The organism is Sphingomonas sp. CCH5-D11 (assembly GCF_001557395.1).
Classification (GTDB): Bacteria; Pseudomonadota; Alphaproteobacteria; order Sphingomonadales; family Sphingomonadaceae; genus Sphingomonas.
The window spans coordinates 1-25,133 of record NZ_LSKH01000028.1 but is presented as its reverse complement, the minus strand read 5'-3'; the positions used below and the strand labels follow the sequence as shown (position 1 = coordinate 25,133).

Genomic DNA, 25,133 nt, shown 5'->3' with positions numbered 1-25,133 from the left:
CCCGCCGATTTCTCCGCCGAGGGCATCAGCAGCCTGGGGCTTTCCATCGCGACCATGCTCGCCCGGCAGACGGGCGGAAGCTATGATGTTTTGGGCGGCCCCCAGACCCGCGCCTGCCTCAACCTGCCACAAGTCGAGGCGCGGCGGATCGAATAGCCCCGCCGCCCGCCGCCTGACGAGCGGCGCGGCGAACTGAGCGGGGCCGCCGCGCTCAGTTTCGGAAGCTGGGATCGATCCGGTCGAGCTTGCGCAGCAGCGCCGGCCACGCCAGCTTCTCGGCCAGCTTGCCCATCCCCGCCGGTGCGCTCTGCCCGGCAACCTTCTCCTCCACGCCCTGCGGCGGGTTGTTGAGGTTCTCGCGTCCGGCAGACAGCATCAGCACCTGCGCCTCGCACGCGCGCTCCAGGAAGTAGAGCCGAAGGAAACACGCGCCGACGCTCTCGCCCACCGCCAGCGTGCCATGGTTGCGCAGGATCATCGCGTGCTTCTCGCCGAGATCCTGCACCAGCCGCTCGCGCTCATCCAGGTCGGTCGCGATGCCCTCATAGTCATGATAGGCGACATTGTGCTGCGCGATCATCGCCGTCTGGGTGTGCGGGAGAAGCCCGAACTCCATCGCGCTCACCGCCTGGCCGTGCGGCGTATGGAGGTGCATCACCGCCGCCGCATCCTCGCGCGCCATGTGGATCGCGGAGTGGATCGTGAAGCCCGCCGGGTTCACCGGATGGTCGGTATGGCCGACCGGATTGCCCTCCACGTCGATCTTGACCAGCGACGAGGCGGTGATCTCCTCGAACATCATGTCGTACGGGTTGATGAGGAAATGATGCTCCGGTCCGGGCACGCGGGCCGAAAGATGGGTGAAGATCAGGTCGTCCCAGCCGTACAGCGCAACGAGGCGATAAGCGGCGGCGAGATCGACCCGCGCCTCCCACTCGCCGGGGGCATATTGGTTGGTATTATCGACCGATGCCAGCGTGGCCATGTCTCTCTCCATTCTCGTGATTTGCCGCCACTCATACCCTCAATCGGGCGTCATCACCACCTTCAGCGCCTCGCGCCGGTCGAGGATCGCATAGGCTTCGGCACCCTGTGACAGCGGCAGGCGGTGAGAGATGTAGCGTTCGGGGTGAAGCTGCCCCTTCTGCACCATCGGGATCAGCTCCTGCCACCAATGCGGGACCGAGCAGGTGCCGGTGCGGAACGTCAGCCCACTGGCGAACGCGCGCTCCATCGGAAAGGGGAAGCGCCGCGTCTGATTGACGCCCAGGCATGAAACCGTGCCCCATTTGCCGACGAGCCGCAGCGCCATGTCGATCGTCGCGTCGGCACCGACCGCCTCGATCACGCTGCCGCACATCCGCCCCTTGGTGTCCTCGCGGATCGTCTCCACCGCCATCGCTGGATCTACGCCGATCGCGCCCAGCCCTTCGGCCAATGCGCGCCGTTCGGGAACAAGATCGATCGCATAGACCCGCCCCGCGCCCATCGCGAAACAGCCTTCCACCGCCATCAGCCCGATCGGGCCCAGGCCGACCACCGCGACGCTCGCGCCCGGCTTGATGTCTGCATTGCGCACCGCCATCCAGCTCGTCGGCAAGGCATCCGTCAGCATCAGCGCCTGTTCGTCGCTGATGCCGTCCGGGATGCGCCGCGCATTCACGTCGCCGGCGGGCACGCGCACCGCTTCCGCCTGGCTCCCCTGCAAGGCGGCGCTGAGGCCATAGCAGCCCGAACCATTGTTCTCGCATTCGTGGACGCGGCCCATCAGGCAGCCGGGGCAAGCGCCGCAGCCGACCGCGGCGGAGATCATCACCCGGTCGCCCGAGCGTAGGTTGCGCACCGCACGCCCCGTCTCCACCACCTCGCCGACCGCCTCGTGCCCGACGCAGAAGCCGGTGTCCTGCGAAAAGCCGTGACCATGATAGATATGCAGGTCGCTGCCGCAGATCGCGCAATGCTTCACGCGGACCAGCACGTCCCGATCGTCCTGCAAGGTCGCATCGTCGGTCGATCCGTACTGGATGTCGCGCGCGCCGAAATAGCGCAATGCCTTCATGATCCGCTCCTTTTTTGTTCCCCGGCGGAAGCCAGGGTCCAACTAGGGCCGGCTCAATGCTGGGCCCCGGGCGTTGCCGGGGAATGGGATGGGAGCCGATCACGCGATCGCCGTCAACCTCTGGACGGCGCCCTAGGCCATCGCCATCTTTCTCGTGCCAGCACCCTTGTGTTGCCATTTAGCAACACCAAATGATGCTCGAAGGAAACAGGGACACCTATGAACCTCGAGAAATTCACCGATCGCGCCAAGGGCTTCCTCCAGTCGGCGCAAACCGTCGCGATCCGCATGAGCCACCAGCAGATCGCCCCCGAACATCTGCTGAAGGCGTTGCTTGAGGATGAGCAGGGCATGGCGGCAGGCCTCATCCTGGCGGCCGGCGGCGATGCGCGTCGTGCGACGACCTATGTCGATGCGCAGCTTGCCAGGCTGCCCGCCGTCACCGGATCGGGCGCGCAGTCGACGCCGGGCCTCAACAACGACAGCGTCCGCGTGCTCGATCAGGCGGAGCAGATCGCGCAAAAGGCCGGCGACAGCTTCGTCACCGTCGAACGCCTGCTACTCGCGCTCGCGCTGGCGACGAACACCCCGGCCGGACAGGCGCTCAGCGCCGCCGGCGTGAAGGCCGACGCGCTTAACAGCGCGATCAACGACCTGCGCGGCGGCCGCACCGCCGATACCGCGTCCGCCGAGGACCGCTATGACGCGCTGAAGAAGTTCGCGCGCGATCTCACCCAGGCGGCGAAGGACGGCAAGCTCGATCCGGTGATCGGCCGCGACGAGGAGATCCGCCGAACCATTCAGGTGCTCGCGCGCCGCACCAAGAACAACCCCGTCCTCATCGGTGAGCCGGGCGTCGGCAAGACCGCGATTGCGGAGGGCCTCGCGCTGCGCATCGCCAATGGCGACGTGCCCGATGGTCTCAAGAACAAGACGCTGATGGCGCTCGACATGGGCGCGCTGATCGCTGGCGCGAAGTATCGCGGCGAGTTCGAGGAGCGGCTGAAAGGCGTCATCGACGAGGTGAAGGCCGCCGAGGGCGACATCATCCTGTTCATCGACGAGATGCACCAGCTGATCGGCGCGGGAAAGAGCGAAGGCGCGATGGACGCGGGCAATCTCTTGAAGCCGGCGCTCGCCCGTGGCGAACTGCACTGCGTCGGCGCGACCACGCTCGATGAATATCGCAAATATGTCGAGAAGGACCCCGCGCTCCAGCGGCGCTTCCAGCCGGTGTTCGTCGGCGAGCCCACCGTCGAGGACACGATCTCGATCCTGCGCGGGCTGAAGGAGAAGTACGAGCTTCACCACGGCGTGCGGATCACCGATGGTGCTTTGGTCTCTGCCGCGACGCTGTCGAACCGCTACATCACCGACCGCTTCCTGCCCGACAAGGCGATTGACCTGATGGACGAGGCCGCCAGCCGCATCCGCATGGAGGTGGAGAGCAAGCCCGAGGAGATCGAGACGCTCGACCGCCGCATCCTGCGCCTCAAGATCGAGCGCGAGGGGCTGAAGCGCGAGACCGATGCCGCATCGGTCGACCGGCTGGAGAATCTGGAAGGCGAACTCGCCAACCTCGAACAGCAGTCGGCCGAGCTGACGCAGCGCTGGCAGGCCGAGAAGGACAAGCTCGCCGGCGAGGCGAAGCTGAAGGAACAGCTCGACGCCGCCCGGCTCGAGCTGGAGCAGGCGCAGCGCCAGGGCGATCTCGCCAAGGCGGGCGAGCTTTCCTACGGCCGCATCCCCGCGCTGGAAAAGCAGCTTGCCGAGGCGCAGGGCGCAACGGCGAACGCGATGCTGCGCGAGGAAGTGACGCCGGAGGACATCGCGGCCGTCGTCGCGCGCTGGACCGGCGTGCCGGTCGAACGGATGATGGAGGGTGAGCGCGACAAGCTGCTCCGCATGGAGGAAGTGATCGGCAAGCGCGTGATCGGCCAGGCCGATGCGGTGCGCGCCGTCTCCACCGCCGTTCGCCGCGCGCGCGCCGGGTTACAGGATCCGAACCGGCCGCTGGGCTCGTTCCTCTTCCTCGGGCCCACGGGCGTCGGCAAGACCGAGCTCACCAAGGCGCTCGCCGAGTTCCTGTTCGACGATCCCAACGCGATGGTGCGCATCGACATGAGCGAATTCATGGAGAAGCACGCTGTCGCACGGCTGATCGGCGCCCCTCCCGGCTATGTCGGTTATGAGGAAGGCGGCGTGCTGACCGAGGCGGTGCGGCGGCGGCCGTATCAGGTCGTGCTGTTCGACGAGGTGGAAAAGGCGCACGGCGACGTGTTCAACGTGCTGCTCCAGGTGCTCGACGACGGCCGCCTGACCGACGGACAGGGCCGCACGGTCGATTTCAGCAACACGCTGATCATCCTGACGTCGAACCTCGGCTCGCAGTTCCTCGCCAATCTCGGCGAGGGCGAGGATGTCGAAACGGTCGAGCCGCAGGTGATGGACGTGGTGCGCGCACACTTCCGCCCCGAGTTCCTGAACCGGCTGGACGAGATCATCCTCTTCCACCGCCTGGGTCAGGCGCACATGGGCCCGATCGTCGACATTCAGGTCGCGCGGGTCGGCAAGCTGCTCGCCGACCGCAAGGTGACCCTCGACCTCACCGACGCCGCGCGCGCATGGCTCGGCCGGGTCGGCTATGATCCGGTCTATGGCGCCCGCCCGCTGAAACGCGCGGTGCAGCGCTACCTGCAGGATCCGCTCGCCGACCTTATCCTGCGCGGCGAGGTAAAGGACGGCGCGACCGTGCGGGTGGACGAGGGCGACGGAAAGCTGGCTCTGTCGGTCGGCTGATACCCAGCCCTCCGTCATGCCGGCATCCGTGCCGGCATCCAGCCGTCCGGGCGTTCCAACGCATGTGAGGTCCGCGGCGGCCTCAATGCCGGGACGAGCCCGGCATGACGATTAAAGGCTCCGCCCCTTTACGCCGTTCGTCCTGAGCCTGTCGAAGGACGTGCCCCGAGCGCCGCGCTTCAGGACACGCACTTCGACAAGCTCAGTGCGAACGGTTCAGGGGATAAGCCCAGCGGGGGGCCTCAATGCCCATGCCCGTGCTCATGCCCGCGCCCATGCCCATGATCGTGCCCGCCCGCCACCGCGTGCAGCGCCTCCAGCACCTCATCCATCCGCGCCGGATCGCCGATCGCCAGCACCTGACCCGTGCTCGCCTCGGTCAGCGGATCGCCGTTCCAGTCGCACATCCGCCCGCCGGCACCCTCCACGATCGGCGCCAGCGCGGCAAAATCGTGCAGCGCCAGCCCGCCCTCGCACACGATGTCCAGGTGCCCGCTCGCCAGCAGTCCATAGTTGTAGCAGTCGCCGCCATAGACCGGCCCCTGCCGCGCATGGCCGCCGGAAACCGCCGCGACCAGCGCCAGGAAGTGGGGCACTTCATCGTCGTTGAAGGCATGCGGGCTCGTCGTCGCCAGGATTGCGCCTTCCACTTCGCGGCATGCGCGCGTCCGCGCCGGCGCGCCGTTGAACAGCGTCGGGCGGCCGGCGGCGCCGATCCAGCGTTCCCGCACTACCGGCTGGTCGATCACGCCCATCACCGGCCAGCCATCCTCGACCAGCGCGATCAGCGTGCCGAAGATGGCGCGCCCCACGGTGAAGCTGCGAGTCCCGTCGATGGGATCCAGCACCCAGCGGCGGCCGGTCACGCCATCCTTGGCGCCATATTCTTCGCCATGCACCGCATCGCCCGGCGCCTCAGCATCCAGGATCCGCCGCATCGCCGCCTCCGCCGCGCGGTCGGCGAGCGTCACGGGCGAGTGATCGTCCTTCATCTCGGTGCCCAGCTCCCCGCGAAAATAGGGGCGGATCGCCTCCCCCGCGGCATCGGCGAGGCGGCGGGCGAGATCGAGGTCGGCTTGTCGGATCGGCATCCGCCAGCCCTATCGCCCCGGAACGCGCAACGCTAGAATGATGCCTTCTTTCGGGAGAGCCCCCATGCGCCACGTCCTTGCCGCTGCCGCCGCCATCGTCTCGCTTGCCGTTGCCGGGCCGGTCGGCGCCACGCTCCCGGTCGGGGCCAAGGCGCCCGATTTCACCACGCGCGGCGCCGTCGCCGGCAAGGTGGTGACAGTGAGCCTCGGGCAGCAGCTCAAAAAGGGGCCGGTGGTGCTCTATTTCTTCCCCGCCGCCTTTACCGCGGGCTGCAACGCGGAGGCGCGCGCCTTTGCCGAAAACATCGCCGCGTTCCGCGCCGCCGGTGCGACGGTGATCGGCATGTCGGCCGATACGGTGGAGGATCTGACGAAATTCTCGGCCGCCGAATGTGCGGGCAAGTTCCCCGTCGCGAGTGCGGGTCCCCGTGTCGTCGCCGGTTATGACGTGGCGCTTGGCCGGCAGGTCAAGGGACGCGATGCCACCCGCCGCACCAGCTATGTCATCGATCGCACGGGCCGGATCGCCTATGTTCACGATGACCTTTCCGCGGACCGCCACGTCGCGCTCACGCTGGAAGCGGTGAAGAAGCTGCCCCGTTCCTGAGCTTGGTGACGGACGGCAACGGATTTTTAGCTTCTGCCGCCGACAGTGAGGCTTCAAACGTGCGGCGCCGGGTGAACGCCGGGTCGATACGGGGCGCGGGATGGATGATTGAGTTCCCCAGGCAGAAGGAAGACGAGCTGTTCGCGGCAGTTGGTCAATTCCTGGCCGATCACAGGCTGGGCGTGGAGCCGGCCAATTATGCCTTTGCCTATAGGGTGCTGTCCGATCCCGGCGGGGCGCTGGCGCGATCGGTCGCGGCACTGACCGATGGCGGCATCCGCCTGACGGCGCAGGACATTGCGGATCTGGGTGGCCCGACCGTCGGCAGCGTGGCGCCACGACCTGACCTGCCCGATGGGCCCGATGGGCCTGACCCGCAGCAGTCGCCCGAGGCGGCCGAGCTTCACGCCCAGGCTGATGAGATGATTGCGCGGGCAGAGATGCAGATGGCGCAATTCTCCGACGCCGTACGTTCCATTCACGAGGAAACGAGTGGCTTTGGCCGCGATCTCGCCGCCAGCGCGGCCGCCATGCGCCAGGCCGATGCGACAACGGGCATGGACGAGGTGTCCCGCCTGACGGCTGCGATGATCGACCGTGCCCATGTTGCGGAGCGTCGGATGGCGGCGGCAGAGCAGGAGGCGGCCGCGCTGCGCAGCGCGCTGGTCGAGGCACGCGGCACGGCACGGCTCGATCCGCTCACCGAACTGGCGAACCGGCGTGCCTTTGACGAGGCCTATGACGCGCTTCCGCCCGGCACCCCGGTGGCGCTGGCGCTGTGCGATATCGATCACTTCAAGCGCGTGAACGACGAATTCGGACATGCGGTCGGCGATCGCGTGCTGCGTGCCGTTGGCCTGACCATCGCCAGCGAAAGCGGCGGAGCCGTGGTCGCGCGCTATGGCGGGGAGGAGTTCGCCCTTCTGTTCGTCGGGGTCGACATCGACGCCGCCGTTACCCTGGTCGACCGTGCGCGCAGCGCCGTCGCTGCCCGCCGCTTCCGCTCGCGCAAGACGGATGCGCCGATCGGCGTGGTGACGATTTCCGGCGGCGTGGCGGCGGGGACAAGCGATGATCCGCGCGAGGCGCTCTATGCGCGCGCCGATGCCGCGTTGTACCGGGCCAAGGCGGCGGGTCGGAACCGGGCATTTTCCGCCGCTTGATGGCGTGATCTGCCACGCGGTATTGGCGCCACGCGCCGATCTTCACGCCACGCTTCGCTAAGTCTTTCAAATTCCTTGATCGCGCAAAACTGGCACGCCGCCTGCAATGCTTCTGGCATCGGCGGCGGACGGTCCGGCGCCGGCATCAAGGAGATCCACCATGACCTATCGTCTGAACCAGCTTCAACTGCATGTCGCCAGCTTCGTCGGCGCCGTCGCTTTTGCCGCCCTGATGGTCGGCGCAGCCGTTCCGGTCGTGCCGATCGCCTGATCGCCGCCTCACCTCATCAGCCAAGGTCAACCAATCATGATCCGCTCTGCCTTTGCCGCGTTCGGCGCCATCATCGGCGCCTCAGCCCTGCTGGCCTATGTGGATGTTGCCGCCACCGTCGTTTGAGCGTGCCCGGTCAGGGCCTCCTCGCCCCGCGAATAGGTGCCGATCAGCAGCCCGGCAGCCAGCACATGCCCGGCCATAGCCCGCACCAGGGCTGAACGGCCGGGCGACGGGCCCGGATCCTCGGCCGCAGCGTCCAGCGCGAACAGCTGGAACACATAACGATGCTCTCCATGGCCGGTCGGCGGGTCAGGCGGAAGCCACCCTTCGCCCAGATAGGAGTTGCGCCCCACATCTCCCGTGTCGGCCAGGCCAGCGCCATCGGCAACGATCGCGCCCTCCGGCAATCGCCCCGCATCCGCCGGGATGCCCCAGATCACCGCATGAACCAGCGGCTGCGGCGCGGGCGCATCGGCATCCTCGACCAGCAAGGCGAGCGTGGCCGTCCCCTCCGGCAGCGCGCCCCAGACGAGCGGCGGCGATATGCCTTCTCCATCCGCCGTAAAGCGCGGCGGCAGGCGCGCGTCCTGGGCGAACGCCGGGCTGGAAAGATCGATCGGTTCGAAACGTCCGCCAAGTTCGGGCTGCACGATCGCAAGCTTGCTGGCGCCGGCGCGCACATTGCCCAGGCTGCGCCCCAGCCAGGCGGGGATATGTTCAAGCATGGCCACTCCTTCTGCGCTTCCAACGCACCAGCGGCATCTGCGATGCGCGCCATGCGTTGATGCCGTGTGACAGACCCTTTCGATCTCGCCCGCTTCGTGGAAGCGCAGGAACACAGCTATGCCGATGCGCTCGCCGAATTGCGACGCGGGCGAAAGACCAGCCACTGGATGTGGTTCGTCTTTCCCCAGCTGCGTGATCTCGGCCAGAGCCCGACGGCGAAGCATTTCGGCATCGCGTCACTGGCCGAGGCGCGCGCCTATCTCGCGCACCCCCTGCTCGGCCCCCGGCTGATCGCCGCGTGCGAGGCGCTGATCGGCGCCACTGGAGATGCCACGGCCATTCTCGGCGGCGTGGACGCCATGAAGCTCCGCTCCTCCATGACCCTCTTCGCCGCTGCGGCCGATGATCCGGCGCCGTTCACCGCAGTTCTTTCCCGCTTTTTCAACGGCGAAGGCGACAGGCTGACGATCGACCTGCTCGGCTGAGCAATCCCGTTCGGTTCTGCTGGCCTCCATCGCGCAACCTGCTACCTCCATTGCAAACAAGGGGGTCTTGGGTTCGTGACACGTCGCTTTACCGCAGCAATATGCCTCATCGGTCTTCTCGCCGGCTGCGGCGGTGATGGTGGCGGCAGCGGCGGAAGCGCGACCGGCGTTTCGCCCACACCGACCCCAACTCCGACGCCCACCCCCACCACGGCGGCGGGCTGCTCGCTTGGCGAGCGCCAGGCCTGGGCAGCGGCCGAGCTTCGCGAATGGTATCTCTTTCCCGATACGCTGCCGGCCAGTCTCGACCCGTCTGGCTATGCCGGGGTCACAGAATATATCGATGCGCTGACCGCGACAGCGCGGGCGCAGAACAAGGACCGTTACTTCACCTATCTGACCTCGATCGCCGAGGAGAATGCCTATTATGCGTCAGGCTCCAGCGCCGGCTATGGCTTTCGCCTGGGGATCAATCCCGGCGCCGGGCGGATGTTCGTCATCGAAGCGTTCGAAGGCACGCCCGCGCTGGAGGCAGGTATCGATCGCGGTAGCGAGATCGTCGCGATCGGTCGCCCGGGCGGCACGCTGCGCACCGTCTCCGCGCTGTTTGCCGAGGGCGGGGCGCAGGCGATCAGCGATGCGCTGGGCGGATCCGTCGCTGGCGACACTCGCGTGCTGCGCGTCCGCGCGCTGAGCGGCAGCGAACGGGACGTGACGATCGCCCCGCGCGAATTCGAGCTCACGCCCGTCTCGTCGCGCTATGGCGTCAGGATCCTGGAGGATAGCGGCCGGCGCGTCGGCTATATCAACCTGCGCACCTTCATCTCCACCGCCGATCAGTCGCTGCGCGACGGCTTCGCCCAGCTGCGCGCCGCCGGCATTACCGAACTGATCGTCGACTTCCGCTACAATGGCGGCGGGCTGGTTTCCACCGCGCGGCTGATGAACAATCTCCTGGGCGGCAATCGCCAGGCCAGCGAGGTGATGGGCTACACCACCTATCGCCGCGAAAAATCGTCCGAGAACGTGACCGACTATTTCTCGCCCCAGCCGCAGTCCGTCTCCCCGACCCGGATCGCCTTCATCGGCAGCGAGGGCACGGCCTCGGCCAGCGAGCTCGTGATCAACGCCATGATCCCCTATCTGCGCGGCAACGTCGCGCTGATCGGCACCAACACTTATGGCAAACCGGTCGGCCAGATCGCGCGCGACAAGCCGTCATGCGACGATCGCCTGCGCCTCGTTGCCTTCGCGACGCAGAATGCCGAGCGGCAGGGCGATTACTACAACGGTCTCGCGCCATTCATGCCGGCGACCTGCCAGGCGACGGACGACATCTCCTATCCGCTCGGCGATCCGCGCGAAGCCTCGGTGCAGCAGGCGCTGGCGTTTCTGAACGGGCGCAGCTGTACGCCGATCGGCGGCGCCAGCGCCTCGGCGTCGGCAGCGCGGGTGAAGGACACGGCGACGAAGCGCACGCTGCTTACGCCCGCGCGGCCCGGCACGTTCCAGCGCGAGGCGCCCGGCGCCTTCTGATCGTGCCGCCCCGCTGCCGTCGCGGCGGCGGGGCGCACATCCCGCCCGGCCATCGCGGCCGGCCTTATCCCTCCAGGCTCTTGGACGCCTGTTCGAACAGGTCCTTCGACAATCCCGCCGTCCCCACGATCCGCTCCAGCTCGGCCCGCATCAGCGCCGAGCGGGCGGCATCGAACCGGCGCCAGCGGCCCAGCGGTGGCAGCAGCTTGGCCGCCGTCTGCGGGTTCAGCCGGTCCAGCGCGATCAGCTGGTCGGCAAGGAAGCGATAGCCCGCGCCATCGGCCTGGTTGAACGCCCGCTGGTTCACCGCAAAGGCACCGATCAGGCTGCGCGCGCGGTTCGGATTGGCCAGCGTGAAGCTCGGATGCTCCGCCAGCGCCTTGACCGCCGCCAGCGTATCGTCACGCGTCGACAGCGCCTGGGTCTGGAACCATTTGTCGAGCACCAGCGCATTGCCAGAATAACGATTGTAGAAGATGTCCAGCGCCGCCTCGCGCAGATCGCTGCTGCCGTTCACCAGCGTGCCGAGCGCGCCCTGCCGGTCGGTCATGTTGTCGGCCCGCTCGAACTGGCGGAATGCCTGTTCCGCCGCGTCGCGCGCGCCGGACGCCGCGATATAGCCTAATGCCACGTTGCGGATCCGGCGCGATCCCTTTGCCGCCGGCGTATAGGCATAAGGCGCGGCGCTGCTGTTCACGTCGTAAAGGTCGCGCCAGCGCTCTTCCAGCGCGCGGCCGAGATCGGCGCGCAGCGCCTCGCGCGCGGCATAGATTGCTTCCGGATCGACCACGCTCAGTTGATCGCCGACGAAGCTTTCGGACGGCAGCAGCACCGCTTCGGCGATGAACGCGGGGTCGAGCGCCGGATTGTCCAGCGTGTCCGCCACCGCGTCGATCACCGCGCGATGGTCCGCGCCGTCCTCCACCGCGCCCGCCACCAACGTATCCAGCATCAGCTGCTGCATCGCCTCGTAGCGTGCGAACGGATCGTCATCGTTTCGCGCCAGAAAGGCGAGGTCTGCCGCCGTCCGATCGCTTTCGATCGTCACCGGGGCCGAAAAGCCGCGGTTGATCGACAGCACCGGCCGCTCCGCGACGCCCTCGAACACGATCGACTCGCTCGCCTCGTCGAGCAGCACAAGCTGTTCGGGCCCGAGCGGCTGGCCCGTTTCCGCGCCGAACAGCCGGATGCGCAGCGGCAGGACCATCGGCTCCTTGCCCGACTGGCCGGGCGTCGGCGGCACATGCTGCGCCAGCCGAAGCGTTGCCCGCCCGCCCTCATGATCCAGGCTTGCCGACACGCGCGGCGTGCCCGCCTGGCTGTACCACAGGCGGAAGCGCGACAGATCGACTTCGCCGCCCTCTTCCATGCACGCCACGAAATCCTCGCAGGTCGCGGCGGTGCCGTCGAAGCGATCGAAATACAGGTCGCACGCCGCCCGGAACCGCTCAGGCCCCAGGATGGTCGCCATCATGCGAATGAGCTCGGCGCCCTTATTGTAGATGGTCGAGGTGTAGAAGTTGGAGATCTCGATGTAGCTTTCGGGCCGCACCGGATGTGCCAGCGGCCCTGCATCCTCGGGAAACTGGCTGGCGCGAAGCCCGCGCACGTCCTCGATCCGCTTGACGGCGGCGGAGCCTTGATCGGCCGAAAAGCCCTGATCGCGAAAGACGGTGAAGCCTTCCTTCAGCGAAAGCTGGAACCAGTCACGGCAGGTGATCCGGTTGCCGGACCAATTGTGGAAATATTCGTGCGCCACGACCGCGGCGATGGCGTCATAGTCGTAATCGGTCGCGGTGTCGGGATCGGCCAGGATGTAGCGGCTGTTGAAGATGTTCAGCCCCTTGTTCTCCATCGCGCCGAAGTTGAAATCGTCCACCGCGACGATGTTGAACACGTCCAGGTCATATTCGCGGCCATAGACCCGCTCGTCCCATGCCATGGCGGTCTTCAGGGCGTGGAGCGCATGATCCGTCTTGGCGAGGTCGGTTGCGCGCACCCAGATGCCAAGCTGCACCTCCCGGCCCGATCGCGTGGTGAACGTGCCCGCATTGCAGGCAAGATCGCCCGCCACCAGCGCGAACAGATAGCTTGGCTTGGGGAACGGGTCGTGCCACTCGGCCCAGTGCGTGCCATCGTCATTGTCGCCGCGCGCGATCGGATCGCCATTGGCCAGCAGCACCGGATAGCGCGCCTTGTCCGCCGTCATCCGCACCCGATAGGTCGCCAGCACGTCGGGCCGATCCGGGAAGAAGGTGATCCGGCGAAAACCTTCCGCCTCGCACTGCGTGCACAGGTTCCCGCCCGACGAATACAGGCCCATCAGCTGCGTGTTCCGGTCGGGCGCGATCTCCACCTCGGTTTCGATCACATGCGCGTCGCCGGTCAGCGGAATGACCAGCTGGTCATCCTCCATCCGCCAGTCGTTCACCGCCACGCCGTCCACCGTCACGGCCAGCGGCGTCAGCCCGTCGCCGTCCAGCTGCAGCGGCTCGCGCGCCGTTCCGTTGCGCAACACCTCCAGCCGGGCGCGAACCCGCGTCGCGCCCGGGTCCAGCGCAAAGTCGAGCGCCACGTTCGGCACCAGCCAGGCAGGCGGGCGATAGTCCTGGCGGCGCTTGATCGCCGGAACGGCTGGGGCGGAGAGAACATCGAGCATGAAGAGAGATATAGACGGCGCGGCTTGTGGTTCCATCGCTAATGCTTGCGGCGAAGCTCTTGGCTGCTACGTCTGGTGATCAGGTCCACTCCCCTTCGTTCCTGTCGAGTGCGGTGGAGACGTGTCGCAAGTATCTCACTTGCCGCGCTTCTTCGGCGATGGCTGCCGTGATCCTGTGGTTCGGCACGCGATCGGCGCCCCGATGGGAAGGAAGACCAACTGGAAGCACGAATGCGTCGTTTGATCCTGGCCCTTTGCCTCACGTCTCTCCCCGTTGCCGTCATCGCCCAAGACACTGCCCCGCCCGCGGCGCCAGCATCGCTGTCGCCCGAGGCCGCTGCCATCAAGTCCCATGTGATGTTCCTCGCCTCCGATGCGATGCGCGGGCGTGAGGCGGGCAGCCCGGAATATGACATCGCCGCGGAATATGTCGCCGCGCAATTCTTCGCCGCCGGTCTGAAGCCGGGTGGGGACAAGGGCGGCTATGCGCAGGCGGTGCCGCTCGTCGCCTACAAGCCGGATGGCCAGGGCACGCTGGCCATCACCGGCCCCGCCGGCCAGAGCGCGCTCACCTTCGGCACCGATTACATTCCCTCGCCCAATGCCCGCGCCACCGAAACCAAGGTGTCCGCGCCCGTGGTCTTCGTCGGCTATGGCATCGTCGCGCCGCAATATGGGCGGGACGATTACCGCGGCCTGGACGTGAAGGGGAAGATCGTCGCCTTTGTCAGCGGCTCGCCGTCCAGGATGACGGGCGAGGAGCGCGCCTGGCTCGGCTCACTCACCACCAAGGCGCGGTTCGCCGCCGAGCGCGGGGCGATCGGCACGATCACGCTCGTCACGCCGCGCTCGGACAAGCAGCGCCCCTTCGCCCGGCTGGTGGAGGCGAACGGCCACACCCGCATGACCTGGGCGAATCCGGACGGCACCGGCCATGTCGAGGAAGGCGGTGTCCCCACGCTCGCCACGCTCAGCCTCACCGGCGCGCAGAAGCTCTTTGCCGGCGCCCGCACGTCCTGGGCGAAGGTCGCGCGGGAGGCGGAGAAGGCCGACGCCAGCTTCAAGGCGGAGGCGCTGCCGGCCACGTTGTCGGTGGCAACCAAAACCATGTTCGACAAGGCGCGCTCGTCCAACGTCGTCGGCGTGCTGCCGGGCAGCGATCCGGCGCTGTCACGCGAAGTGGTGGTCCTGTCGGCGCACCTCGATCACGTCGGCGTCAGCGGCAAGGCGGAGGACAAGATCCACAATGGCGCGCTCGACAACGCCATTGGCATCGCCAGCCTGATCGAGGAGGCAAAACGCTTTCAGAAGCAGGGCCCGACCAAGCGCACCATCCTCTTCCTCGCCGTCACGGCAGAGGAAAAAGGCCTGATCGGCAGCGACTATTTCGCCAATCATCCGACCGTGCCGGCGGATTCGATCATCGCCAATGTCAATCTCGACATGCCGATCCTCACCTATCGGTTCGAGGACATGGTGGCGTTCGGCGGCGATCGCTCGACGCTCGGCCCGATCATCCGCCGCGCGGTGGAAGGGGCGGGCGTCGCTCTCTCGCCCGATCCGATCCCGGACGAGGGCATCTTCGTGCGCTCCGATCACTTCCGCTTCGTGCAAAAGGGCGTGCCTTCGGTGTTCCTGTGGCCGGGTCAGAAGGGACCGGGCAAGGCGGCGGTCGAGCATTTCCTCTCGACCAATTACCACAAGCCCTCCGATGACCTCTCCCAGCCGATCCAGTGGCAGGAGGGCGTCCGCTTCGTGGACGTGAACTACCGCATCGCCCGCGAAATCGCCGACGCCTCCACGCGCCCGGTGTGGAACAAGGGCGATTATTTCGGCACCTTGTTCAAGGGACCAATGGCTCCGTAACCGGGGGGATCAGGGGATGAGACAAGTTATAGGGGCAGCGCTGCTGGCGGCGGCGGCGCTGGTGCCGGGAATCGCCGAGGCTCAGGTGGCTAACCCGAGCTTTGATGTCGACGCGGCGACCCGCGCCTATCTCGATCTTCTGCAAGGGCCCGCCCGGGCGAAGTCAGACGCCTATTTCGAAGGCGGCTACTGGCTGATCTTGTGGAATGCCGTGGTGGCGGTGCTGGTCTATGGCGCGCTGCTCGCCAGCGGCGTCTCCGCCCGGCTGCGCGATCTGGCGGAGCGGCGCGTCAGGCGCTCCTGGCTCGTCCCCGGCCTCTACGGCGTGCTGTTCACCCTCGTCACCTTTCTCCTGTTCCTGCCGTGGAGCATCTACACCGGCTTCGTGCGCGAGGCGCGATATGACCTGATGAGCCAGACCTTTGCCGCCTGGCTTGTCGACCAGCTCAAGCTGCTGGGCGTGTCGTTGGTGGTGAATGCGCTGCTGTTCACCGCAATCTACGCCGTCATCCGCCGCTTTCGTCGCGGCTGGTGGGCGGTGGGAACGGCGGTGTTGATCGGTTTCCTTACCTTTGGACTGCTGCTCGGGCCGGTGTTCATCGAGCCGATGTTCAACCGCTACACCGAAATGCCCGCCGGCCCGCTGCGTGACCGGATCGTGGCAATGGCCGCGGCGCACCATATCCCAGCGGAGCACATCTATGTCTCCGACGCCTCGCGTCAATCGAAGCGGATCTCCGCCAATGTCGCGGGGCTCGGCCCCACGATCCGCATCGCGCTCAACGACAATCTGCTGAACCGCACCTCACCGGACGAGGTCGCCGCGGTGATGGGGCACGAAATGGGCCATTATGTCCTGAACCACATCTGGTGGCTGCTCTTCTGGTTTGGCCTCGCCGTGCTGATCGTCTTCGCGGCCGTCGCGGCGATCGCTCCGCGGCTGATCGCGCGCTTTCCCCGGTGGGGTGTTCGCGACGTGGCGGACCCCGCCGGCGCGCCGCTGCTGCTGGCAATCGCCAGCGTGCTGGGCGCGCTCGCCACCCCCTATGTCAGCAGCGTGACACGCTGGGAGGAAAGTGAGGCGGACCGCTTCGGCCTCGATGCCGCGCGGGCGCCCGATGGCTTTGCGGCGGTGGCGATCCGCCTGTCCGAGTATCGCAAGCTCGAACCCGGCCGCCTCGAAGAACGGCTGTTCTTCGATCACCCTTCCGGCGCGACGCGCATTCGGATGGCCATGCAGTGGAAGAAAGATAACGTGCCCGGCGCCACCATGATCAAACCAACGCTCGGCAAATGAGCCGCCTCTTCATCTTCGGTCTCGGCTATGCCGCCAGCGCCATCGCCGACGCGAGCGGCTGGCCGGTCCTCGCCACCACCCGTGACGGCCGCGCCGGCACGATCCGCTTCGACGACGACCAGGCGGTGCGCGCGGGCGTCGCCGCCGCGACGCACATTCTCTCCTCCGTGCCGCCGGACGAGGGCGATCCCGTCCTCGCCCGCTACGGCGATGCGCTGGACGGCCGCTGGCTTGGCTATCTTTCCTCCACCGGCGTCTATGGCGACGCTGGCGGCGCATGGGTGGACGAAAGCGCACCGATCCGCGGCCGCCGCCCGGCGCGCAACGCCGCCGACGCCGCCTGGCTCGCGCAGGGCGCCCGCGTCTTCCGCCTGCCCGGCATCTATGGCCCCGGCCGATCGCCGCTTGACCGGGTGGCAGCCGGCACCGCCCATCGCACCGGCCTTGCCGATCAGGTGTTCAGCCGCATCCATGTGGCCGATATCGCCAGCGGCGTCGTCGCCGGCTTCACCGCGCCGCCCGGCGCGTACAATCTCGCCGATGATCTTCCGACCAGCCAGGACCGCGTAATCGAACATGCCGCCGCGATGCTCGGGCTCCCGGCGCCGCCGGTCGTGGCGCTAGACACGCTGTCCCCCGCCGCGCGCGCCTTTTATGCCGAGAACCGGCGTGTCGCGAACAACAGGGCGAAGCGGGTGCTCGGCTGGCAGCCGCGCTACCCCGACTACCGGTTGGGCCTGCGCGCCGTCAGCGCGATGACCAGCCCAACCGCCGCCAGCAACGCGCCCCCGACCGTCAGCAGCGACCAGCGATAACCTTCGAACACCGTTGAAAGCGCCATGGCGATCACCGGCACGATGACGCTCGAATAGGCCGATTTGGCCGGCCCGATGATGCGGATCACCCCGAAGTACAGCGGGAAAGCCAGCGCCGAGGCAGCGAGCCCGAGGTACAGGATGCCTGCGACATAGCCGATCCGCCACTCCATCACCGGCGGCCCGACGGTGAACCACGCCCACAAGGCATCGAACGCCCCGCCCATCAGCATCGCGATCGCCGTGGTGCGCAGCATCGGATAGCGTTTCGCCGTCGCCGTGCCCTGCATCACATTGGCGCTGGACGCGGACAGGATCGCGCAGAGCGTCAGCCCGATCCCGGTCAGCGCGCGAACCGGCCCGTGTGGATCGCTGCGCACTTCGTGAAGGAACAGCAGCGCCACCCCCGCCATCGCCACCGCGGAGCCGATCACGAGCTGCCGCCCCATTCGCTGGCCGAGGAAGATGCGCCCGAACAGCGAATTGGGAATCAGCAGCAGCGCAAACACCACCGCGACCAGGCCGGAGGTGATGAACTGCTCGGCCCGGTAGACGAAGTTGAAGTTGAGCACGAACTGCGCGAGCCCCAGCGCCGCCGCGAAGGCATAACCGCGCGTGTCGATCCTGCCCGGCTCGCGCCGGATCACCGACCAGGCAAGCAGCGCCACGCCGGCGACCAGAAAGCGATAGCTCACCGACCAGGAAGGCGGTACGACGCCAAGCTGGTCGCGGATCACCAGCCACGTCGATCCCCAGATCAGCGTCACGATCCCGAACGGGACCAGCACGCGGGCACGGGTCGATTGCGGTGGCGGCGGCTGGGCGGTCATGATGGTCGCGTAATGCGGATTTCAACCGCTTACCACCGCCACATATAATCCCGTTCGGCCAGAGGCGATCTCGCACGCCTTGCGTCACAGAGCGGCGATCGCCTCCGCCAGCGGCGCGATATCCGCCGCCCGCTGGTTCCACGATACCACCAGCCGCGCCTCGCCGACACCCCAATCGTAGAAGTCGAACCCCTTCGCCCGCAGCGTCGCGGCTTCCTCCGCCGTGACGCGCAGGAACACCTCGTTCGCCTCCACCGGATGGACCAGCCGTCCGCCTGCCGCCGCCGCGATCAGCGCCGCGCCGTCGTTCGCATTGCGCGCATTTGCCAGCCAGCGATCCTCCTCCAGCAGCGCCAGGATCTGCGCCGCAAGATAACGCCCTTTGGAAAACAGCAGCCCCGCCCGCTTGCGGCGATAGCGGCTCGCCTCGATCAGCCCGCGTTTGAAGAAGACCAAAGCCTCCGCGCCCATGCCGCCGTTCTTCACGAAGCCGAAGGAGAGCGCCGTCACGCCCGCGCGCCACGTCATGTCGGCCGGCGAGCAGCCGGCATGGACCAGCGCATTGGCGAAGCGCGCGCCGTCCATGTGCAGCGCCAGACCACGCTCTGCCGCCAGCGCCCCGATCGCGGCGACCTCGGCCGGTTGGTACACCAGACCATATTCGGTCGCGTTGGTGATGGAGATGGCGTGCGGCTGCACCTGGTGAACGGCGACCCGGATCGTTGCCAGCAGGGCGGACAGGCTCTCCGGCGTCAGCTTCGCGCCCTCGCCGTCGGCCAGCAGCAGCTTCGCGCCATGGGTGTAGAATTCGGGCGCGCCGCATTCGTCATTTTGAATATGCGCGTCATGGTGACACAGCACCGCGCCATGCGGCGGGCAGAGCGCGGCGAGCGCAAGGCAGTTCGCCGCCGTGCCCGTGGGCACCCACAGGACCTCCACCTCCGTCTCGAACAGCGCGGACAATCGGTCGTCCAGCATCCCGGACCAGCGATCCCCGTCATAAGCCGTGTCGAGCACATCCGCCTCGGCCATGGCCGCGAGGACCGCGGGGTGAACGGGGGCGGCGTTGTCGGAGAAGAAGCGCATGGCCGGCCCCTTGCTGTGGCCGGTTCACCCCGTCAACCGATGCAGATCAGCTTTCCGGCGACTCCTCCTCGCGCGCGGCGATGGAGGGCCCGCGATAGCCGGTGACGGTCGCCGCCACGGCCTGGATCAGCTGCTGCCGGTCACGCATCGGGCGCTGCGTATCGCCGATCATCACCGCCACCGCATAGCGACGGCCATCGGGCGCGGTCAGCAGGCCGACATCGTTGAACCCGGCATTGCGCCGGCCAAGTTCCTGCCCGGTCCCGGTCTTGTGCGCGAGGGTCCAGCCCGGCGCCGCGCCCGCCTTCAGGCGCGCGCGCCCGGTGCGGCTGGATTCCATGGTGGAAATGAGCAGCCGGGTCGATGTCTCGGACAAGAGCTCACCGCGTGCCAGGCGCGCCAGTGCATCGGCAATCGCCAGCGGCGCCGCGCCGTCGGGCGGATTGTCGATATAGGCCTGCATCGCCGCCGCCCGCACCGCCGGGTCGAGCCGGGCGCGCATCACGGCAAAGGTATTGCCGACACTCATCGACTGGTCCCAGGTTAGCCCCGCCGTTTTCGCCTGCAGCAGCCGCTCGCCCGGCCCGAAGCGGATCTCGCCCAGCTGCTTGCGTTCGATAAACGCCCGCACCGCCGATGGCCCACCGACCAGCGTCAGCAGCCGGTCGTTCGCTGTATTGTCGCTCTGCGTCAGCGCTCGGAACAGAAGGTCGCTGACCGTCGTGTTCCAGATGCCGTTCCGCACCAGAAAGGCGCTCGGCTGGTGAAAGAGCGTGAGATCGGCCGGCGTCAGCGAAACGGCGTCCGTCAGCCGCAAGCGGCCGGAATCGCGCTGGTCCAGCACCGTCATGGCTACCCACAGCTTGCTGACGCTTTGTTGCGGCAGCGGGCGGCGACCGCCGGCCTCCACGGTCCAGCCCTCGTCCACGGCACGAACCGCGACGCCAGCGATGCCGGGAAATTCGCGAACGAGCTGGCTGATCGAGGCTTCCAGCGCGCGCGGCGCGCGATTGATCCGCAGCGGCGTCGGCTTGGGCACCGGAATCGCGACAACATAGGACGGCGCGGCGGCGGCGGCCGGCGCGGCGCTATGTGCGGGCCGCTCGTCCACGCCGCAGCTGCTCAAGGAGAGCAGCGCCACTCCAGCGATCAACCGTCCGATCATCGTCCGCCATGCCCCCGATCAGTCGTCGGCAATTAGGCTATCCCAAAAGACACCATTGAAAACCGGTACTTATCGCCTCTGCGATGAACAGGGCCTTGCGCACGACCAGACGAGTCCGGCGTCAGGGAACCAGCACGGTATCCACCGGCTGCTCCAGCGTCTGCGGCCAGTCGAGCGTATAGTGCAGCCCGCGGCTTTCCTGGCGGTGAAGCGCGGAGCGGACGATCAGGTCCGCCGTCTGCAGCAGGTTGCGCAGCTCGATCAGGTCGGGCGTCACGCGGAAATGGCCGTAATAATCCTCGACCTCGGCCGTAAGCATCTTGATGCGGTGTTCCGCGCGTTGCAGCCGCTTGGTGGTCCTGACGATGCCGACGTAATTCCACATGAAGCGCCGGATCTCGGTCCAGTTCTGCTTGATCACCACCTCTTCATCGGAGTCGGTGACGCGGCTTTCGTCCCACGGGCGGATCGGCGGAACGGGCGACAGGCTGTCCCAATGCGCGGCGATATGGTTCGCCGCCGCCTCGCCAAATACGAAACATTCCAGCAGGGAATTGGACGCCAGGCGATTGGCCCCGTGCAGCCCGCTTTCGGTGCATTCCCCGGCGGCATACAGGTTGGGCAGGTCGGTGCGCCCGTCGCGATCCACGATGATCCCGCCGCAGGTATAATGCTGCGCCGGCACCACCGGGATCGGCTGGGTCGTCATGTCGATGCCCAGGCTCATCAGCTTGTCATAGATGTTGGGAAAATGCCCGCGCACGAAATCGGCCGGCTGGTGGCTGATGTCGAGGTGGACGTAATCGAGGCCGTATCGCTTGATCTCCGCGTCGATCGCGCGCGCCACCACGTCGCGCGGCGCCAGCTCCAGCCGCTCCGCATCATAATAGGTCATGAAGCGCTTGCCGGTCTGCGGGTTGATCAGCCGCCCGCCCTCGCCGCGCACCGCCTCGGTGATGAGGAAGTTCTTGACGTCCAGATTGTAGAGGCAGGTCGGGTGGAACTGCATCATCTCCATGTTGGAGACGCGCGCGCCCGCCCGCCACGCCATCGCAATGCCGTCCCCCGTCGCGCCGCGCGGCGCGGTGGAGAACAGATAGGTCCGTCCCGCGCCGCCGGTGGCAAGGATCGTCGCCCGCGCGGTATGGAGGTTCACCCGCCCCGTCTTGCGATCCACGGCATAGACACCCCACACGTTGCCCGCGCCCGAATAGCGCTCCTCGTGCCGGCTGGTGGCGAGATCGATCGCCACCTGATTGGGCACGAGCGTGATGTTGGGATGCGCCTCCGCCGCCTTCTGCAGCGCCTCCTGCACCGCCCAGCCGGTCGCGTCATCGACATGCACGATGCGGCGGTGCGAATGCCCGCCCTCGCGCGTGAGGTGCAGCGCGCCGCCGTCCTGCGCAAACGGCACGCCCAGCTTCTGCAGCTGCGCGATCGCGGCCGGCGCATTCTCGACCACGAACTCCACGATCTCGCGGTCGTTGAGGCCCGCGCCGGCGACCATCGTGTCCTCGACATGGTTCTCGAACGTATCGCCCGGTTCCAGGACGGCGGCGATCCCGCCCTGCGCCCAGGCCGTCGACCCTTCGTTGATCGCTCCCTTGGCAAGCACGGTCACGTTGAAACGATCGGCCAGGTTGAGTGCCGCGGTGAGGCCGGCGGCGCCCGACCCGACGATAAGGACGTCGCTGCTGGTCATGCGCGGCTCTGGGGAGAGAGGATCATCGCGGTTGCATGGCACGAAGCGTTCGCATCTGCCATATCAGCGCGAAATCTCTCCCCGTTCGACCTGAGCTTGTCGAAGGGCGTGCCAGGAACGCCACCGCCCGTGGCACGTGCTTCGACAAGCTCAGCACGAACGGAAAAGGAGAGATGCGCGGAACCGAAGTTCAAGGGAGTCCCATGTCCACCTACACCGCCCGCCTCGCCGCCCTGCGCGACCAGCTCGCGAGCCAGCAACTCGACGGCTTCGTCGTCCCGCTGACGGACGAGCATATGAGCGAATATGTCGGCGCCTATGCCCAGCGGCTCGCCTGGCTCACCGGCTTTCAGGGATCGGCCGGAACGGCGGTCGTCCTGCCCGCGGAAGCCGCGATCTTCACCGATGGCCGATACACGCTCCAGGTGCGCGAGCAGGTGTCGGGCGACGATTGGCAGTTCGTCGGGGTGCCGGAAACCAGCGTCTCGACCTGGCTTGCCGGCCATGCCAAGCAGGGCGCTCGGATCGGCTATGATCCCTGGCTGCACACCCGCGCCTGGGTCGATGAAGCCTCCAAGGCGCTCGCCGCGATCGACGCGACGCTGGTTCCGGTCGATACCAATCCGGTGGATGCCGTCTGGCCCGATCAGCCCGCCCGCTCCGATGCGCAGCTCAGCGTGCAGGACGATGCCAATGCCGGCCGCTCCTCCGCCGACAAGCGGGCCGCCGTTGCTGACTGGCTCGCCGGGCAAAAGGCGGAGGCGGTGGTGCTCGCCTCGCTTGAATCCGTTGCCTGGCTGCTGAACGTGCGCGGCGGGGACGTATCCCGCACGCCGGTCGCCCTGGCCTATGCTCTGGTGAACGCGGATGGCACGGCCGATCTGTACGTCGCCCCCGAAAAGATGACCGGCGCCGTGGCGCAGCACCTCGGCAATGCCGTGCGCGTGCATGATCGGAGCGAGTTCCAGGCAGCGCTCGGCCGGTTCGCCGGAAAGCGCGTGGCGGTCGATCCCGCGCTGTCGGTGGCCGCCATTCCGCTCGCCATCGAGGCCGCTGGTGGCGAGGTGGTGGCGTTGCGCGATCCCACCGTGATTCCGCGTGCGACCAAGAACGCGGTCGAGCAGGCCGGCCATCGCGCGGCCAGCATTCGCGATGGCGCCGCGCTGTCGCGCTTCCTGCGCTGGATCTCGATCGAGGCGCCCAAGGGTGGCCAGACCGAACTCACCGCCGCGGCGAAGCTGGAGGAGTTCCGCCGCGAGACCGGCGTGCTCAAGGATCTGTCCTTTGACGCCATTTCCGCCACCGGCCCGCATGGCGCGATCCCGCATTACCATGTGACCGAGGAGTCGAGCCTCCCGATCGAGCCCGGTCAGATCTACCTGATCGACTCGGGCGGCCAATATGTCGACGGCACCACAGACGTGACCCGCGTGGTGCCGATCGGCGCGCCGACCGCGGAGATGCGGGATCGCTTCACCCGCGTGCTGAAGGGGCATATCGCGCTCGCCACCGCCGTCTTTCCGCATGGCACGACCGGCGCCCAGCTCGACGCGCTTGCGCGTCTCCCCTTGTGGCAGGCCGGCCTCGATTTCGCCCATGGCACCGGCCATGGCGTCGGCAGCTATCTTTCGGTGCATGAGGGGCCGGCACGCATCGCCAAGCCCAGCTACCCTGGCAGCGGCCCGTCAGAGCCCCTGCTCGCGGGCATGATCCTCTCCAACGAGCCAGGCTATTACAAGGCCGGGGAATACGGCATCCGCATCGAAAACCTGCTGCTGGTGGAGGAGCGGGACATCAAGGGTGGCGAGGCCGCGATGCTGGCGTTCGAAACACTCACCCTCGCGCCGATCGACCGCGACCTGATCGATCCGGCGCTGCTGGCGCGCGACGAACTCGCCTGGCTCAACGACTATCATGCCCGCGTGGCCGAGGCGCTTGCCCCGGTGCTGGAGGGCGACGATCGCGTCTGGCTCCTTGAGCGGTGCGCGCCGATCGACGCGGCCTGAACGCGGCGGGTGCGGTGGCCGGCGTCGCTATGCCGGCAGCCGCACGGTCGGTCCTGCAACTACTCGGTCGGCGCCTCCTGCGGCGCCGGCCGGCCCGGCTCACCTTCACCCGTTGCAGCCTCGACAGAGCCACGCGCCTGCGCCTTGCGCCGCCGCAGATTGGCGCGCAGCGCGGCGGCCCGGCGCGCGTCCCGTTCGTCCTTGCTTTCCATGAAAGCCGCTATCGCCTCGTCATAACGCCTTGACAATCCGCTCCCGCTCGTCTCTAGGGCGCCCTCGCCTGCGAATAGCGGGCCGAGTGCTGCCGTAGCTCAGTGGTAGAGCGCATCCTTGGTAAGGCTGAGGTCGTGAGTTCAATCCTCACCGGCAGCACCATTTTTCTCCTGGTCAGCCTTGCTGGCCGCTTTCCCGGATCTTGTTGATCTTCTTGATCACGCCGGAAAAGCTCATCACCGCCTCGCCCGCATCGTCGATCGTCCCGCGAACGAAGATCAGGCTGCGGCCGGCCTTCACCACCTCGCCGCGTGCCGTCAGCAGCCGGCCGGGCCGCGCGCCGCCGACGAACTCCGCATTCAGCGTCGCCGTGACTCCGTGGAACTCGGGCAGCACTGCCGATGCGATCATGAACAAGGAAAAATCGGCAAAGGTCAGCAGCGCGCCGCCATGCACGTTGCCGCCGCCGTTGCGGTTCTTCGCGTCCGGGCGGAAGCCGCAAGCGATCGTGCCGTCCGCGTCATAGCGGGCGAAGAAGGGCCCGGTGTGATCCTCGAAGGGGTCGGTGCCGGGCCAGCGCAGCCAGCCCTGCCATTCACCTTCCGTCACCGGCGTCAGCTTCACGCCTTCGGTTGTGGTCGTATCCAGGGTCGGTCTCCTCTGCCGCGCCAATGGGCTCAGCGGGGCAGAAGAGGAAAGCGGTGGGCGCGGTCAAGCCTGCCGCTTGGCCCCAGGAATCTGCGGGAGGCGGGGT

The 25,133-nt window shown here is 67.5% G+C and carries 20 protein-coding genes and 1 tRNA gene; 10 read left to right on the top strand and 11 right to left on the bottom strand.

Annotated elements, in window-relative coordinates:
* Positions 1–211: 211 nt before the first annotated feature.
* Both AX702_RS02075 and AX702_RS02070 read right to left on the bottom strand, forming a co-directional pair.
* Positions 212–985, bottom strand: coding sequence for a class II aldolase/adducin family protein (locus AX702_RS02075; RefSeq protein WP_066775651.1), 774 nt, complete (start codon positions 983–985; stop codon positions 212–214).
* A gap of 39 nt (positions 986–1,024) precedes the next feature.
* Positions 1,025–2,059, bottom strand: a complete 1,035-nt coding sequence (locus tag AX702_RS02070) for an alcohol dehydrogenase family protein (protein WP_066775649.1) — start codon at positions 2,057–2,059, stop codon at positions 1,025–1,027.
* 219 nt (positions 2,060–2,278) lie between these two features.
* Here AX702_RS02070 and clpB point away from each other — a divergent pair, with 219 nt between their 5' ends.
* Positions 2,279–4,858, top strand: coding sequence for an ATP-dependent chaperone ClpB (clpB, locus tag AX702_RS02065; RefSeq protein WP_066775647.1), 2,580 nt, complete (start codon positions 2,279–2,281; stop codon positions 4,856–4,858).
* Positions 4,859–5,100: 242 nt separating this feature from the next.
* Here clpB and AX702_RS02060 read toward each other — a convergent pair whose 3' ends face one another.
* Positions 5,101–5,949, bottom strand: coding sequence for an inositol monophosphatase family protein (locus AX702_RS02060; protein ID WP_066775646.1), 849 nt, complete (start codon positions 5,947–5,949; stop codon positions 5,101–5,103).
* A gap of 64 nt (positions 5,950–6,013) precedes the next feature.
* Here AX702_RS02060 and AX702_RS02055 point away from each other — a divergent pair, with 64 nt between their 5' ends.
* Together AX702_RS02055 and AX702_RS02050 are read left to right on the top strand one after the other, a co-directional pair.
* On the top strand, positions 6,014–6,556 hold the full coding sequence (locus AX702_RS02055; protein WP_066775645.1) for a peroxiredoxin: 543 nt from the start codon (positions 6,014–6,016) through the stop codon (positions 6,554–6,556).
* A gap of 104 nt (positions 6,557–6,660) precedes the next feature.
* Entirely contained in the window at positions 6,661–7,719 is a 1,059-nt protein-coding gene (locus AX702_RS02050; RefSeq protein ID WP_082745929.1) for a GGDEF domain-containing protein, read from the top strand.
* 366 nt (positions 7,720–8,085) lie between these two features.
* Here AX702_RS02050 and AX702_RS02045 read toward each other — a convergent pair whose 3' ends face one another.
* Entirely contained in the window at positions 8,086–8,718 is a 633-nt protein-coding gene (locus AX702_RS02045) for a YbhB/YbcL family Raf kinase inhibitor-like protein (RefSeq protein WP_066775657.1), read from the bottom strand.
* Positions 8,719–8,784: 66 nt separating this feature from the next.
* On the opposite strand from AX702_RS02045, the gene AX702_RS02040 reads away from it, so the two are divergent.
* On the top strand, positions 8,785–9,204 hold the full coding sequence (locus tag AX702_RS02040; protein ID WP_066775642.1) for a DUF1810 domain-containing protein: 420 nt from the start codon (positions 8,785–8,787) through the stop codon (positions 9,202–9,204).
* 75 nt (positions 9,205–9,279) lie between these two features.
* Positions 9,280–10,740, top strand: coding sequence for a S41 family peptidase (locus AX702_RS02035; protein WP_231731690.1), 1,461 nt, complete (start codon positions 9,280–9,282; stop codon positions 10,738–10,740).
* Between the two features lie 64 nt (positions 10,741–10,804).
* Here AX702_RS02035 and pepN read toward each other — a convergent pair whose 3' ends face one another.
* On the bottom strand, positions 10,805–13,399 hold the full coding sequence (pepN, locus tag AX702_RS02030; protein WP_066775641.1) for an aminopeptidase N: 2,595 nt from the start codon (positions 13,397–13,399) through the stop codon (positions 10,805–10,807).
* Positions 13,400–13,630: 231 nt separating this feature from the next.
* Here pepN and AX702_RS02025 point away from each other — a divergent pair, with 231 nt between their 5' ends.
* Genes AX702_RS02025 through AX702_RS21465 form a run of 3 tightly spaced genes read left to right on the top strand, consistent with a single transcriptional unit; the run spans position 13,631 to position 17,377 of the window.
* Complete coding sequence (locus AX702_RS02025; protein WP_066775639.1) at positions 13,631–15,265, top strand: M28 family metallopeptidase; 1,635 nt, start codon at positions 13,631–13,633, stop codon at positions 15,263–15,265.
* Positions 15,266–15,281: 16 nt separating this feature from the next.
* Positions 15,282–16,562, top strand: a complete 1,281-nt coding sequence (locus AX702_RS02020; RefSeq protein WP_082745926.1) for a M48 family metallopeptidase — start codon at positions 15,282–15,284, stop codon at positions 16,560–16,562.
* Positions 16,559–17,377, top strand: a complete 819-nt coding sequence (locus tag AX702_RS21465) for an NAD(P)-dependent oxidoreductase (RefSeq protein WP_082745925.1) — start codon at positions 16,559–16,561, stop codon at positions 17,375–17,377. Before AX702_RS02020 ends, AX702_RS21465 begins: the two co-directional genes overlap by 4 nt.
* Here AX702_RS21465 and AX702_RS02010 read toward each other — a convergent pair.
* The 4 genes from AX702_RS02010 to nadB all read right to left on the bottom strand — a co-directional run bounded on the left by AX702_RS02010 (position 17,287) and on the right by nadB (position 22,160).
* On the bottom strand, positions 17,287–18,207 hold the full coding sequence (locus AX702_RS02010; RefSeq protein ID WP_066775636.1) for a DMT family transporter: 921 nt from the start codon (positions 18,205–18,207) through the stop codon (positions 17,287–17,289). The genes AX702_RS21465 and AX702_RS02010 overlap by 91 nt on opposite strands.
* A gap of 84 nt (positions 18,208–18,291) precedes the next feature.
* On the bottom strand, positions 18,292–19,293 hold the full coding sequence (locus AX702_RS02005; protein ID WP_066775635.1) for a threonine aldolase family protein: 1,002 nt from the start codon (positions 19,291–19,293) through the stop codon (positions 18,292–18,294).
* Between the two features lie 46 nt (positions 19,294–19,339).
* Positions 19,340–20,458, bottom strand: a complete 1,119-nt coding sequence (locus tag AX702_RS02000; RefSeq protein ID WP_066775634.1) for a serine hydrolase — start codon at positions 20,456–20,458, stop codon at positions 19,340–19,342.
* 121 nt (positions 20,459–20,579) lie between these two features.
* A complete protein-coding gene (nadB, locus tag AX702_RS01995; protein ID WP_066775630.1) occupies positions 20,580–22,160 on the bottom strand; it encodes an L-aspartate oxidase in 1,581 nt (526 codons plus the stop codon).
* 203 nt (positions 22,161–22,363) lie between these two features.
* Here nadB and AX702_RS01990 point away from each other — a divergent pair, with 203 nt between their 5' ends.
* The gene (locus AX702_RS01990) at positions 22,364–24,166 is read left to right on the top strand and encodes an aminopeptidase P family protein (protein WP_066775628.1); all 1,803 of its coding nucleotides are present in this window, start codon (positions 22,364–22,366) and stop codon (positions 24,164–24,166) included.
* A gap of 59 nt (positions 24,167–24,225) precedes the next feature.
* Here AX702_RS01990 and AX702_RS22345 read toward each other — a convergent pair whose 3' ends face one another.
* Positions 24,226–24,378 (bottom strand): hypothetical protein, encoded by a 153-nt coding sequence (locus AX702_RS22345; protein WP_197420469.1) that lies wholly within the window; start codon positions 24,376–24,378, stop codon positions 24,226–24,228.
* An 88-nt stretch (positions 24,379–24,466) separates the two neighbouring features.
* Here AX702_RS22345 and AX702_RS01985 point away from each other — a divergent pair.
* Positions 24,467–24,541 (top strand) — tRNA-Thr (locus AX702_RS01985).
* A gap of 12 nt (positions 24,542–24,553) precedes the next feature.
* On the opposite strand, the gene AX702_RS01980 is transcribed toward AX702_RS01985, so the two are convergent.
* Complete coding sequence (locus AX702_RS01980; RefSeq protein ID WP_197420468.1) at positions 24,554–25,003, bottom strand: PaaI family thioesterase; 450 nt, start codon at positions 25,001–25,003, stop codon at positions 24,554–24,556.
* Between the last annotated feature and the right edge of the window lie 130 nt (positions 25,004–25,133).

Excerpts from the sequence above, each read along its gene's own strand:
- AX702_RS02075 (WP_066775651.1), bottom strand. The coding sequence starts at position 985 with ATGGCCACGCTGGCATCGGTCGATAATACCAACCAATATGCCCCCGGC.
- AX702_RS02070 (WP_066775649.1), bottom strand. The coding sequence starts at position 2,059 with ATGAAGGCATTGCGCTATTTCGGCGCGCGCGACATCCAGTACGGATCG.
- clpB (WP_066775647.1), top strand. The coding sequence starts at position 2,279 with ATGAACCTCGAGAAATTCACCGATCGCGCCAAGGGCTTCCTCCAGTCG.
- AX702_RS02060 (WP_066775646.1), bottom strand. The coding sequence starts at position 5,949 with ATGCCGATCCGACAAGCCGACCTCGATCTCGCCCGCCGCCTCGCCGAT.
- AX702_RS02055 (WP_066775645.1), top strand. The coding sequence starts at position 6,014 with ATGCGCCACGTCCTTGCCGCTGCCGCCGCCATCGTCTCGCTTGCCGTT.
- AX702_RS02050 (WP_082745929.1), top strand. The coding sequence starts at position 6,661 with ATGATTGAGTTCCCCAGGCAGAAGGAAGACGAGCTGTTCGCGGCAGTT.
- AX702_RS02045 (WP_066775657.1), bottom strand. The coding sequence starts at position 8,718 with ATGCTTGAACATATCCCCGCCTGGCTGGGGCGCAGCCTGGGCAATGTG.
- pepN (WP_066775641.1), bottom strand. The coding sequence starts at position 13,399 with ATGCTCGATGTTCTCTCCGCCCCAGCCGTTCCGGCGATCAAGCGCCGC.
- AX702_RS02025 (WP_066775639.1), top strand. The coding sequence starts at position 13,631 with ATGCGTCGTTTGATCCTGGCCCTTTGCCTCACGTCTCTCCCCGTTGCC.
- AX702_RS02020 (WP_082745926.1), top strand. The coding sequence starts at position 15,282 with ATGAGACAAGTTATAGGGGCAGCGCTGCTGGCGGCGGCGGCGCTGGTG.
- AX702_RS21465 (WP_082745925.1), top strand. The coding sequence starts at position 16,559 with ATGAGCCGCCTCTTCATCTTCGGTCTCGGCTATGCCGCCAGCGCCATC.
- AX702_RS02010 (WP_066775636.1), bottom strand. The coding sequence starts at position 18,207 with ATGACCGCCCAGCCGCCGCCACCGCAATCGACCCGTGCCCGCGTGCTG.
- AX702_RS02005 (WP_066775635.1), bottom strand. The coding sequence starts at position 19,293 with ATGCGCTTCTTCTCCGACAACGCCGCCCCCGTTCACCCCGCGGTCCTC.
- AX702_RS02000 (WP_066775634.1), bottom strand. The coding sequence starts at position 20,458 with ATGATCGGACGGTTGATCGCTGGAGTGGCGCTGCTCTCCTTGAGCAGC.
- nadB (WP_066775630.1), bottom strand. The coding sequence starts at position 22,160 with ATGACCAGCAGCGACGTCCTTATCGTCGGGTCGGGCGCCGCCGGCCTC.
- AX702_RS01990 (WP_066775628.1), top strand. The coding sequence starts at position 22,364 with ATGTCCACCTACACCGCCCGCCTCGCCGCCCTGCGCGACCAGCTCGCG.
- AX702_RS22345 (WP_197420469.1), bottom strand. The coding sequence starts at position 24,378 with ATGGAAAGCAAGGACGAACGGGACGCGCGCCGGGCCGCCGCGCTGCGC.